Here is a 12,535-nt window from a genome sequence, read left to right as displayed (position 1 = left end):
CAAAATTCGCTTGCCATGATCCAAACCCTGCCGTTTCTTCCCTTGAATCACGGCAGGTGCAATATCTCAATACCTTAATTGAGTTTTGACCCTAAAGCACATCGCGAGCGAATCTCGACGTTCGGTCCCCGCGTCCGTTTGGGGTGTTCGTTGGCGGCGCTCATTGGCGGTTCCGGGGGCCCCATACGACGAACCCGGCCGTGCGCGCACCGCAGGCCGGGTCGTGGATCAGACCGGACGGACTTCGACAGCCGCCGACGGGGACAGCCTCAGGCCGCCGCCTTCGCCCAGTACGAATCGAACGGAAGCGGATCGTACAGACGGCCCAAAGCGTCGGCGAGGGCATCGCGGCGCACGCCCAGGGCGGCCGCCCAACGGCCCATGGCGTGGCCCGGCAGGCGGATGCGCCCGGTCTCAACGTCCGCCACGAACGGCTCAGTCACGTTCAACAACTGCTCGGCGAGTTCGGCGCGGGTGATCTCCCGGCCTTCACGCAGATGGCGCAAGTATGTGCCGCCCGCACGCACGTTGGAACGCGCTTCCAGGGTCATATACAGTCCCGCATCGGTCATATCCAAAGCATCCTTCTCGTCGGCATTTCGCATGGCACGGTGTTGGCCAGCGAAGCGCCATCGCCTCCCGGCCGAGCAAGACCCGCGCAGCGCCCTGGCCACCAATGCCATGGGATCGGCATCAGAGGGCCGCGCACGAACGCGGGACCGGCAGTAAACGTCCCCCCGGCAACCATCTTGACCGGGGGCCGAAAATGTCTGACATAGAGTCATGACAGTACGGTGTCTCGCCCCAATGAGAAGCCCCGTCCAGCGCATGCCTGTCATGCGTTTGTAACGGTTCGGGCGGGTGTGTCCGTCCTGTCGTTCCCTGTCGGGCCGCTGGACGGCCGACCCCTGTACTTTGACAAAAAATTGACATCTCGGCAATTCTTTTGCGACCGTGAACGTCCCGGTATGCCTTCTGTTAGGGGCGTTCGCGCCACAAGAGCCGATCGGGCACACGGTCGCCCTCACACCGCACCACCATGCCACCGAAACGGACCCGCCCCCTTGACCCCCGACCGCCTTGCCGACGCCATCCTGGAGCACATCGACGCGCGCCCCGGGGGGCGAACGGTGAGCCCGTCCGATGTCGCCAAGACGCTGGCCGCGCAGGCCGGCACACCGGACGACTGGCGCGCGTGGCTGAAGCCGGTGGGCGCGGCCGCGCGGGGCCTCGCGGCGTCCGGACGCATCGCGCTCTATCGCAAGGGCAAACCGGTCGACGACCCCGCAACCGCCAAGGGCGTCCTGCGTCTGGGTCCCCCGCCCGAGGGTCCGACCACCGCCTGACGGCGGCCGCCCACCCACGAAGCGGTCACGACTCCCGTGGCAGAGGCTCGCCACCCTGGCGGCGCAACCGGCGCCGCTGGTCCAGCCACATCAGGATCAGAAGCGCGAACGCCGGGATGTACATCAGTTCCTCGGGCGGCCGGTCCTGGTTCTTCATCAGGACTTCGGTGATTTCCCAGTCGTAATCGAAGCCCAACCGTTCGGCGGCACTGGCGAACACGATGTCGTCGACCAGAACGCGGCCATCCTCCGTGCGCAGGATCAAGCCGGCGCTCTCCAGCCGCTCCGCGCCGGTGCCCGGCGCGCCCATGGGCAGCATGACGGCCTTGGACACCTCCTCGCCCTCCAGGGTCATGCCCTCGACCCGCACGCGCAGGCGGCCATTGGGCGGCACCTCCTCGGCCATCGCCTCGATCCGCGCAGGCTCGACCGAGATCAGTTCCGGCTCGATCCGGTCCATCCAGTAGCCGGGGCGGAAGATGGTGAAGGCGATCAGCAACAGCCCGATCACCTCGTACCAGCGGCATTTCACCAGCCAGAACCGCTGCGTCGCCGCCGCGAAGGTCAGCATGGCGATGAGGGCGAACACGAACACCATCCCCGCGTGCCACCAGGAGGTGACCCCGATCAGCAGCAGCTCGGTGTTGAAGATGAACAGAAACGGCAGGATCGCCGTGCGGATATCGTAGGCGAAGCCCTGGATGCCGGTTTTGATCGGGTCGGCGCCCGATATGGCCGAGGCCGCGAAGGCGGCCAACCCCACCGGTGGCGTGTCATCCGCCAGGATCCCGAAGTAGAACACGAACATGTGGGCCGCGATCAGCGGTACGATCAGCCCGTTCTCCGCCCCCAGGGTGACGATGACCGGCGCCATCAACGTCGAAACCACAATATAGTTGGCCGTTGTCGGCAGTCCCATGCCCAGCAACAGACTGACCACCGCCGTCAGAAGAAGCATGAGCACGAGCGAACCGCCGGAGATGTATTCGATCATCTCGGTCAGCACCTGCCCCACACCGGTCAGCGTCACGGTGCCGACGATGATGCCGGCGGCCGCCGTGGCCACGCCGATACCGATCATGTTGCGGGCGCCCATGAGCAAGCCGTTATAGAGGTCGGCCAAGCCCTGGCGGGCCGCCACCACACGCGCGGCCCCGCCCTGCCCCCGAAACAAGGCGGCCAACGGGCGTTGCGTCACGATGTTGAAGATCATGGCCGCCGCCGCCCAGAAGGCCGACAGGCCCGGCGAAAGCTGCTCGATCATCAGGCACCAGACCAGAACAACCACCGGCAGCAGGAAATGGACGCCCGACAGGACCGTCGGCCCCGCCGGAGGCAGTTCCTTGATGTCCGCGTTTTCGGGCAGGGGCGGCACCCGGCTAACGACCCAAACAAGGGCCACATGAGCGACCACCAGCAGCCCGGCTGCGATGTACGGCGTCGCGTCCCCGGCCAGCGGCTTGATCCATCCCAGGCCGAAGTACACCGCCGCCGCCAGGCCCGCGACGAGAAGGAAGCTGCCGAGGAACCCGATCGCGGCCTGATGCCAGGGTTTGACGTGGACGCGGGGCAAGCCTTTCAGGCCCGCCTTGCAGGCCTCCAGATGCACGATATAGACGAGCGCAATGTAGCTGATGAGCGCCGGCACAATGGCATGCTTCATCACCTCGATGTAGCTGATGCCCACATACTCGACCATCAGGAAGGCTGCGGCGCCCATGATCGGCGGGGTGAGCTGACCGTTGGTGGACGACGCGACCTCGACCGCGCCGGCCTTGGTGCCGGGAAAGCCCACCTTCTTCATCAGCGGGATCGTGAAGGTGCCGGTGGTGACCACGTTGGCGATCGACGAGCCGGAGATCAGCCCGGTCATGGCCGACGACACCACGGCCGCCTTGGCCGGACCGCCGCGCAGATGGCCCATGAAGGCGAACGCGACGCGAATGAAATACATCCCGGCCCCGGCGCGCTCCAGAAAGGCGCCGAACAGCACGAACAGGAACACCATGGACGTGGACACGCCCAGGGCCACGCCGAACACGCCCTCGGTCGTGATCCAGTAGTGCGACATCGCCTTTTGCAACGACGCGCCCTTGTGGGCGATCACGTCCGGCATGTATTGGCCGCCGAAGGTGTAGGCCAGGAACACCAGCGCCACCACAAGCAGGGGCGGCCCCAACGCCCGGCGCGTCGCCTCCAGCAACAACACCAGCCCCACCACTCCGACGGCAACATCCATCGCGGTGGGCGCCCCCGGCCGATCCGCCAGGGCGTCGTTGAACAGCACGAGATAGGCCGCGCAGAACGCCCCAACGATGGCGAACAGCCAATCCTGGATCGGAATACTTCGGCGAGGCGACCACTTGAACGCGGGATAGGCCGTGAACGCCAGGAACAGCGCGAAGGCCAGATGGATCGAGCGCGCCTCGGTCCCGTTGAACACACCGAACCCGACCATGAAGGGCAACGGCGACGCATACCACAACTGAAACAGGGACCACGCCAGACAGACGGCGATGATGATGCGCCCGGACAAGCCGTCGGGTGTGCGGGACCCGGATTCGACCTGGGCGACAATGTCCTCGGCGGCGGCGCGATCAGAATCCCGATCGGACGATCGGTCCGAGGCGAGCGGTGCGGCGGGAGGGGTGTCCTGGCTCATCGGTGCTGACGTCTCCCCTTCAAGGGCGGAGCCCGCCCCGACTTCAGCGCGCGCCGGCTGTCCGGGCCTGGACGTTACGGCCGCAGATCTCTCCGTGCGCCGGCTCACCCCCGGCGAGCCCGGCCGACACGGCAACGGTGTGTGGTGCCGGAGGCGCACCCCCGGACCGCCCTCCCCGTCGACCGGCCCCGGCCCGGCCCCATGCATCGTGCGCCCTGAAACAGGCACCATGGGGCCGGCACCGGAGCCGACCGGCGGAGGATGGCCTTACTCGATGAGGCCGACTTCCTTGTAGTACCGCTCCGCACCCGGATGCAGCGGCGCGGACAGCGAAGCCGTGGCCATCTCTTCCTTGGTCAGCACTTCGAAAGCCGGGTGCAGCTTCTTGAAGTCCTCGAAGTTCTCGAAGACCGCCTTCACGAGCTGATAGACGACCTCATCCGGAACCGACGCGGACGTGACCAGGGTGGCGCGCACACCAAACGTGGTCGTGTCTTCGTCGGTGCCCCGGTACATGCCGCCGGGAATGGTGGCCATCGAATAGTACGGATTTTCCGCGACCAGCGCCTGAGCCGCATCGTTGTTCACGTTCACCAGGACGGCGTCGCAGGCGGTGGTGGCTTCCTTGATGGAGCCGTTCGGGTGACCGACGGTGTAGACGAAAGCGTCGATGTTGTTGTCGCACAGCGCCTGACTCTGCTCGGCGGCCTTCAGTTCGGCGGCCAGCGCGAAGTCATCGGTGGTCCAGCCCATCTTGTCCAGCAGCACCTCGATGGTGCCGCGCTGACCCGAGCCGGGGTTGCCGATGCTCATCCGCTTACCCTTCAGGTCATCGAAGTCTCGCACGCCGGCGTCGGCACGGGCGACCACGGTGAACGGTTCCGGATGCACGGAGAAGACGGCGCGCAGATCCTCGAACGGCCCCGCGTCCTCGAACTTCGAGGTGCCGTGGTAGGCGTGGTACTGCCAGTCGGACTGGGCCACGCCGAAGTCCAGCTCACCGGCGCGAATGGTGTTCAGGTTATAGACCGAGCCACCGGTGCTCTCGACCGAGCAACGGATGCCGTGCTCCGCGCGGTTCTTGTTGACGAGGCGGCAGATCGCGCCGCCCGTCGGATAGTACACGCCGGTCACGCCGCCGGTGCCGATGGTGATGAACTGCTGTTCGGCGGCCGACGCGGCGCCGGCGGCGAACAGGCTGGCAGCCAGCGCGGCGCCGAGCGACGCCTTGGGCAACATCTTCATGCGGTGTTCCTCCTGCGGTCCCGATAGGTCTTTTGCGATCTGAGGAGCCCGCGACGCGCGGGTCCGACCTTGGCGGTCACCGCGCGAAGACCGTCGCGCGCGGCGCCCTATCGGCCCGCCCCGCCGGCCTCCGGCCGCGTCCCCCCAGGATGCGACAGTGTTTCCTGATGACGCCCGCTTGGCAACCCCGGGCGGAGACAATCCCTCCGCCTGCACGGGGCCGCCCTCCCCCTCCATGCGGGCAACCCCAACGCGCCGGATGGAATGTTACCTGATATATCAGACTACAAAGCCCCGATCCCCCACGAACCAGGCGGCCCACAGTTGGCCGCCCCCAGTTGGGCGGGCGGCATGGCGGCGATCCGCCGCGTCGACTCGTTCCTGGTCGCGCCGGGCCCGCGACGGACGCCCCCGAAACATCCCCCGTTTTCCCCAGTTATCCACCGGGACCGGAACCGCGGGTTCGCGGCGCCCCGGATTTTACAATTCACATACACAACGGCATTTCTGTCTTTTTTATCAATCCATTAAAAAGTCCTATAATCGCACCACCTTAAGATCGGCCCTCCAGCTATCCCCCGGCGTTAACCGCTCATCCACTCTTTTGTCCACATCCTCGGTGACGTCGAGGGTCGTCCGCCAACGTCACTGATGGCGGCGATTTGGGCAGGGCAGTTCCGCGCGCCAGCGTCGCGCGTGGTGACGAAAAACGGGGACAGACCGTGGCGGGACCGACCGACACCGCGCTCGCGCAGCAGCTCGCAACCAACGTGCAACTCGGCAACCGGCTTGTGGGCCGGGACGTGCTGACCGGCATTCGCGACGCCAGCCTCAAGACCGGGGTCGACTTCGCGTATATGCTGGCCAAGGCCAATCAGGAGAGCGGCCTGCGCCCTGATGCGGTGAACCATCGCGGCACCGCAAGCGGCCTGTTCCAGTTCACCAGCCAGACCTGGCTTGACACCCTGCAACGTCACGGCCCCAAGCATGGGCTCGGCGACGTGGCCGCACAGATCGAGACCAACACCCGAGGGCGGCTCTGGATCTCGGACCCGGACGTGGAAGACCGCGTTCTGGCACTGCGCCAGAACCCGCGCCTGTCCGCCATCATGGCGGCCGAATACGCCGCCGAAAACAAGGCCTACCTGCAACACGCCCTGGGGCGCCCGGCCGGGACCACGGATATCTATCTGGCCCATTTCCTGGGGCCGGGCGGCGCGGTGACCTTCCTGACCGCCGCCGCGCAGACCCCGCACCGTCCCGCCGCCGAGGTCCTGCCCGAGGCCGCCGCCAGCAACCCAGGCCTGTTCTGGCATGCCGGCCGACCGCGCAGCCTGGACGAGCTCCATCGCCTGCTGCACGCCACCATCAACGACGCCATGCGGCGCTTCGCCGGCGTCGAGAGCCTGACCCAAGGCCCGCCGCCACCGCCCCCGGGCACAAAGCCGGTGCCGCCGCAGCCGGAGGACATGGGCGCGACCCGCCTCGCCGAAGCCGCCCCCCCCCCCACATCGCCCGGCCGCAAACCAACACCCCCCGGTTATGAGGACATGGGCGCCATCCGCGCGGCGGATGCCGGACCGCCGATCGCCCCCGGCGCGAAACCCGCGCCCCCCCCACCCGAGGACATGGGGGCAACGCGCCTCGCCGAGGCCGGACCGCCCGTGCCGCCCGGACCGCGCCCGCACCCGCCGGGCGCGGTGGCCCCCGCCGCCCCGCTCCCGGCCGAGGCCCCACCGCCGGCGCCCGCGCCCGATGTGCGCATCGCGCAAAGCGGCGCGATACCCGCCGTGCGTCCAGCAGATGCCGCAGAGGCCGAACGGGCCATAGCCCGCGTGTTGACCGCCACCCGCGCCGTCGAGGATGCAAGCGCGGCGCGCGGTGTCACCCTGCCGGGCGCGTCCGCCGTCGCCGTCGCGGCCCTGCTGGACTCCCTGCCGCTGGATGCGACCGTCGCACCGGACGCCGTTGCGGTCGCCCACCGCGCGACCGCCGCACCGGACAGCGCCCCGGAGCCGGGGCCAAGCGCGTCGTCACCCTCCCCGGCCCCGGCCGACGTCGACCCGGCGGCCTCCTATACCCTGCCGACCCTGGACGCCAACGCCGGCACGGCCTTCCTGGCCCTTGCGCGCGCGGCGCGTGGCGCCTTTGAGCCGGACGCCGCGCCCTGGCCGACCGCGGGGGCTCCCCCCGCGACAGCCACACCCACGACGGGGGACCATCCGCCGCCAGTCGCCCCCGGACCGGCCTCCAGCCTCCACCCAATGGCACCAGCAGACGGGCCGACCGACATGGCGCAAGCGCCCACGCCCGACCCGAACCCGGCATCGGCCACGCCGACCGGCCGCCAGCACCCGGCGACACACGCCGCACAGGCGGGACTGCGCGCCGCCCCCGTCCAGTACCTGACCGGCGCCGACGCCACACGCGCGATTACCGCCATTCTTGGACGGCATCGTTCAAGCTGAGTCTGGACGGACCTGCGTTCGGACCGGCCCAAATCTGGGCCCACAGCCGGGGCCGGCTCAACCGCGACCGGCTGTGGGCCGCGGTCGGTGTTGGGCCATGTCGTCCGCTGGGCCATGTCGTCCGCTGGGCCATGTCGTCCGCGCAGCCGGACGCGATCAGCCGGGCGCCGCCTTCCCCTCCAGAGACGGCACGCCATCGCGCATCAGGCGCTCCATCTCTTCGGAGGGCACGGGCCGGCTGAAAAGATACCCCTGAACCGCATCCGCCCCCTCGTCGCGGAGATACGCGAACTGCTCCGGGGTCTCCACACCCTCAGCCACCACCGTCATGGCAAGGCTATGGCCGAGGTTGATGATCGCACGCACCAGGATGGCGTCGTTCGTATCCTCATGCAGGTGCTGCACGAACGATTGGTCGATCTTCAGCTTGTGCACCGGGAACCGCTTGAGATAGCCGAGCGATGAGTACCCCGTCCCGAAATCGTCGATGGCGATGCGAAACCCCTCGGCGGCAAGCTGGTTCAGGAATCCCACGGCGCCCGCCTGCTCGCCCATCAGGATGCTTTCGGTCAGTTCCAGGTCCAGGGCGTCGGGCGCCAGCCCATGCTCGGACAGAACGCTCAAGATGCGATCGACCAGCCGCGCGTCCCGGAACTGGACCGCCGAAATGTTGATCGCCACCGGGACGACCGGCAAGCCCAGGCCGCGCCACCGCATGATGTCCGCCGCCGCGTTGCGCAGCACGATGTCGCCGAGCGCCCCGATCAGGCCGGTCTCCTCAGCGGTGGAAATGAACTGGCCCGGCATCACGAGACCCTGCGTCGGGTGAGTCCAACGCACCAGGGCCTCCATGCCCACAAGCTGGCCGGCCATGTCATACTGCGGTTGATAGTAGTTGACGAACTCCTCGCGTTCGATGGCGCGCCGCAGGTCGGCCTCCAGCCCCAGGCGCACCTGCGCCTCGTTGTTCATCTCGGTGGAGAAGAAGCAGTAGACCTCGCCCTCGGACCGGCTCGCCCGATGCATGGCCAGATCCGCGTTCTTGATGAGGTTGTCGGGGTCGGCGCCGTCATCCGGGTACATCGCGATGCCGATGGTGGCGCGCAGACTGACGGAATGCTCGCCCATCTCCACCGGGGTCTCGATGATGCGGGCCAGCCGCTGCGCCAGCCCCGCCGCCGCCTCGGCGTCGCTGTGCCCGCCCTGGACCAGCGCGAATTCGTCCCCACCCATGCGGGCGACCACGTCCACCTCGTCCGCCACGGCCGCATTGATCCGCGAGCCCACGGTCATCAGGATCTGATCGCCGACGTCATGGCCCAAAGTGTCATTGACCCGGCTGAACTGGGTCAGGTCCAGGAACAGCACGGCCACCGTCCCCCCCAGCCAGCGTGCCTGCTGGACGGCGCGGTTCAGGCGCTCGCGAAACAGCGTCCGGTTGGGCAGGCGGGTCAGGGTGTCGTAGTTCGACAGGTAGCGGATTCGCTCTTCGGCCCGCTTGCGGTCGCTGATGTCCTCGTGCACGGCCACATAGTACTGCGAGCCATCGTCCGGACCGCGCATTGGCGTCACCGTCTGCTGCACGGTGTACAGAGTGCCGTCACGACGACGCTCCACCATCTCACCCCGCCAGACGTTGCCGCGCCGGATAGTGGCCCAGAGGTCCGCATACACCGAGCGGTCCTGTTGGCCCGAGAACAGGATATGCGGTGTCTTGCCGCGCAGTTCGTCGCTGGGAAACCCGGACAGCTTGGTGAACGCCTCGTTCACCCATTTGATCCGGCCGTCATGGCCCGTGATGAAAATCGCGTTCGCCGCCACGGACATGGCCGCGGCTTGAAGCCGCAGGAACGCGGTCTCCTGACTCAGATGGATCGCCACCGCCAGGCGCCGGACCAGCGCGTCGCAGCGGCTCAAGGCGCCTGCGGACAGACCCGCCGGCCCCGCAAAAACCAGCATGGCCCCGAACGCCCGCCCACCGGACACCACCGGGAACACACCGGTCAGGTGACGCCAGGCCGAATCCGGCGCGCCGGGCGCGACGGCCGACGTTGTCTCCGGCGCCCCGCCGCTCTCCCGACACATCCCCGGAACCAGCCGCGCCTGTCCGGCCGCGATCACGGAATCGACCACGCCGGTCATCGTCTCCGGCAGTGGCAGACCGACTCCGTTTTGCGGCGCCGAGGCACGCGGCCCGCCCGCGGCCGTCACCGTCAGGCCATTGTCTGCCTGCCGGAGCGCAATCCAGACCAGGGACGCCGCCTCAAGTTTCGCGACTCCCTTCGCGACCGTGCCGCAGACCTCCTCGACGGAATCGCCCCCCAGTACATGCCGGTCGATCCCGATCGACGTGCGTCCGATCTGGCTGTGCGCGATCGGCCACTGCCCGCGCAACAGAACCACGACCTCGCCCCGCCGCCGCAGGGCGACCGGCACCGTGTCAGGAAGCGCCAGATCGACCGGCGCGGGATGGCCCTGGACCGTCCGGGCGACGGTGACCATCCAGGCGTCCACGTCCGCCCCGCCCCCGTCACCGTCCCCGTCCCCGTGACGGGTGCCGCCACCGCCCCGGCGGGGCAGCGCATCCACAAGGTCCCCACGCGCGGCAAGGTCCGGAAAGAGGTCGGTCCAGGCGGACCCGACCAATCCATCCTCGCCCTCGGCAAGCACCTGGTGGGCATGGCGGTTGGCCCAGGTTACGCGCCCCTCCACGCCGATGCGCAACACCCCCTGCTCCACCAGATCGATCGGATCAAACGAGTCCTCCGACCGATCCGGAGCGGACGGCCCGGCGCGGGAGAACCAGTGGCCGTTGGCCGGCATGACCGTCGCCCAAACCGCCGTCAGCACCACCCCCAGCGTCAGCGCATTCTCAACCCCATCCACCCGGTGCAACTCCGCCATATCCGGCTGGAGCACGGCCAGCACGACTAACCCTAGGTTGAGAAGACCCGCCAGAACGGCGACCGTCGCCACCAGATCGCCGCGCCGACCGCCGAACTGCATGGCCGCCCATGCGCAGACCAGGAACACTCCCCCACGCACCAGATGAACCGGCCCAACGACCCAGGCCACCGCAAAACCGGCGCTAGTCGTCGCCCCCACCCACGTCAGCATGACAACGATCACAAGGATAATCAGGCCACTGCTGATCCGTCGCTCACCAACCGACCGCAGACCGAGAAGGATAAGAACCGGCACCAGCCCATGGAGCGCGGCAATCAGGAACACAGAGGCGGGCGGGTCAACGCCCAGCAGGTTTTCCACGACTCCGGTTGCGGCCCCACAGGCCAAGGCGAGAGCGAACCACCCGCCCAGTATGCGCAAAGATGGTGTCCCACGCATCAAGGACACCAGAACCATGGCCATGACCACGCCAGTCAGCACGGAATCCAAATCAAACACGGATGTACCATCCATCGTCGGGCCAACCTTGATCCCGGCGGAACTTGGTCTCCGCAAAGGGAATGGCCGATCATGCCCCCCAGGCTGCGGCGACGCAATGGAGCGTTGAACCACGCCCTGGACGGGGTCGCCTCCGGGCGGAAAAAGCCGCTCAGGATTTGATTTCTACAGCCCCACCCGTGCTAGACTTTCGTCGCGGCGCGCCTTGAGGATCGGAGCCCAGAACCTGGGCCGGATGGGCCGCCTCCGGCGAGCGGCGGCCGGCAGCGCGCCGCCAAGGCACGGCGTCCCTTGGTCTGGTCCCGGACCGGGCGCACGCGAAGGCTTCATCAGAGGACCCCGTAGGCATGTCCATTGCCACTATTCTTGGCGTCGTATTCGGGTTCGGCCTGTTCGTCGGCTCGGTCGTCCTCAGCACCGATAACGTGTTCGTCTTCCTCAATCTCCCCAGCTTCATCATGGTGCTGGGTGGAACTCTCGCGGCCACCTTCATCTCGTTCGAACCGAAGTTCGTGGTGCGGGCACTGCGGGTCATGGCGGGCATCCTGCTGACCCATGAGGTCGGTCGCGCCATCCTGACCCATGAGGTGGGGCGCGTGATCCGCTGGGGCTACATCATTCAGAAAGGCGGGCTGGCCGGCCTGGAGACGGACTCGAGCCGCGCCCGCAAGCTGGACCGCTTCATGAGCTACGGAATCGACCTCGTGGTCACCGGTTACACCGGCCAGGAGGTCCGCGACATCCTGGCCAACACGGTGGAAACGACGTTCCAGCGCAACACGGTTTATTCCGATATCCTGCGCAACATGGGCTCGACGGCGCCCGCGTTCGGCATGATCGGCACGCTGGTTGGCCTGATCATCATGCTGGACAACATGGGGGACGATCCGGCCTCAATCGGGCCGGGCATGGCGGTGGCCCTGGTGACAACACTGTACGGCGTGCTGGCCGCGCGTCTGGTGTTCCTGCCCGCCGCCAACAAGGTGCAGCAGCGCGAGGAGATCGTGCGCTTCCGCAACTACCTGCTCGCGGAAGGGCTGGCCCTGCTGGCGGAGCGCAAGAGCCCCCGCTACATCCAGGACAAGATGAACAGCTACCTCGACCCCGCCCTGCACTTCAGCATCGACAGCATGATGCGCGACCGTAAGGAGCCGGCGGCGACGCCCCCGAGCGCCGCCGCGTCGGATTAATGCGCATCGCGCGCGAGCGCGATCGGGACCGGATCGCCCCCCAACCCAAGACGAGGGCACGATGGGCTTCACGGTCAGAAGGCGAGAGCATGATGCGGGCTCCGGATGTCGCGCACCATAACTCTCGGGCCGCGCGGGGAGCCCCCCGCACGGCGGCACACGGCGCCGCGCACGGCAAAGGCCGCGGTGCGGTCCATCCCGCCCAAACGCGCGTCACAC

At 67.9% G+C, this 12,535-nt stretch carries 7 protein-coding genes; 3 read left to right on the top strand and 4 right to left on the bottom strand.

The genetic code is table 11. The features are described from left to right. Positions 1 to 269: 269 nt before the first annotated feature. Positions 270 to 572 carry a helix-turn-helix domain-containing protein gene (locus GGD82_RS16135; RefSeq protein WP_170284382.1) on the bottom strand — a complete coding sequence of 101 codons (303 nt, stop codon included), beginning with the start codon at positions 570 to 572 and terminating at the stop codon, positions 270 to 272. Between the two features lie 492 nt (positions 573 to 1,064). Between GGD82_RS16135 and GGD82_RS16130 the strand changes: the two genes are divergently transcribed. Further along, positions 1,065 to 1,346, top strand: coding sequence for a DUF3253 domain-containing protein (locus tag GGD82_RS16130; protein ID WP_170284381.1), 282 nt, complete (start codon positions 1,065 to 1,067; stop codon positions 1,344 to 1,346). A 25-nt stretch (positions 1,347 to 1,371) separates the two neighbouring features. Here GGD82_RS16130 and GGD82_RS16125 read toward each other — a convergent pair whose 3' ends face one another. Both GGD82_RS16125 and GGD82_RS16120 read right to left on the bottom strand, forming a co-directional pair. Next, the gene (locus tag GGD82_RS16125; protein ID WP_150063349.1) at positions 1,372 to 4,008 is read right to left on the bottom strand and encodes a TRAP transporter permease; all 2,637 of its coding nucleotides are present in this window, start codon (positions 4,006 to 4,008) and stop codon (positions 1,372 to 1,374) included. Between the two features lie 267 nt (positions 4,009 to 4,275). Continuing rightward, on the bottom strand, positions 4,276 to 5,253 hold the full coding sequence (locus GGD82_RS16120) for a TAXI family TRAP transporter solute-binding subunit (protein ID WP_211364807.1): 978 nt from the start codon (positions 5,251 to 5,253) through the stop codon (positions 4,276 to 4,278). Between the two features lie 722 nt (positions 5,254 to 5,975). Between GGD82_RS16120 and GGD82_RS16115 the strand changes: the two genes are divergently transcribed. Then, positions 5,976 to 7,721 carry a transglycosylase SLT domain-containing protein gene (locus tag GGD82_RS16115; protein ID WP_150063348.1) on the top strand — a complete coding sequence of 582 codons (1,746 nt, stop codon included), beginning with the start codon at positions 5,976 to 5,978 and terminating at the stop codon, positions 7,719 to 7,721. A 156-nt stretch (positions 7,722 to 7,877) separates the two neighbouring features. On the opposite strand, the gene GGD82_RS16110 is transcribed toward GGD82_RS16115, so the two are convergent. Next, positions 7,878 to 11,141 carry a putative bifunctional diguanylate cyclase/phosphodiesterase gene (locus GGD82_RS16110; protein WP_150063347.1) on the bottom strand — a complete coding sequence of 1,088 codons (3,264 nt, stop codon included), beginning with the start codon at positions 11,139 to 11,141 and terminating at the stop codon, positions 7,878 to 7,880. A 332-nt stretch (positions 11,142 to 11,473) separates the two neighbouring features. Here GGD82_RS16110 and GGD82_RS16105 point away from each other — a divergent pair, with 332 nt between their 5' ends. Further along, positions 11,474 to 12,316, top strand: a complete 843-nt coding sequence (locus GGD82_RS16105; protein ID WP_150063346.1) for a motility protein A — start codon at positions 11,474 to 11,476, stop codon at positions 12,314 to 12,316. The last annotated feature ends 219 nt before the right edge of the window (positions 12,317 to 12,535 follow it).

The sequence above is a fragment of the Roseospira marina genome, assembly GCF_014197855.1.
GTDB classification, from domain to species: domain Bacteria; phylum Pseudomonadota; class Alphaproteobacteria; order Rhodospirillales; family Rhodospirillaceae; genus Rhodospira; species Rhodospira marina.
The sequence above is the reverse complement of the archived record's forward strand: the minus strand, read 5'-3'. Positions and strand labels throughout refer to the sequence as shown.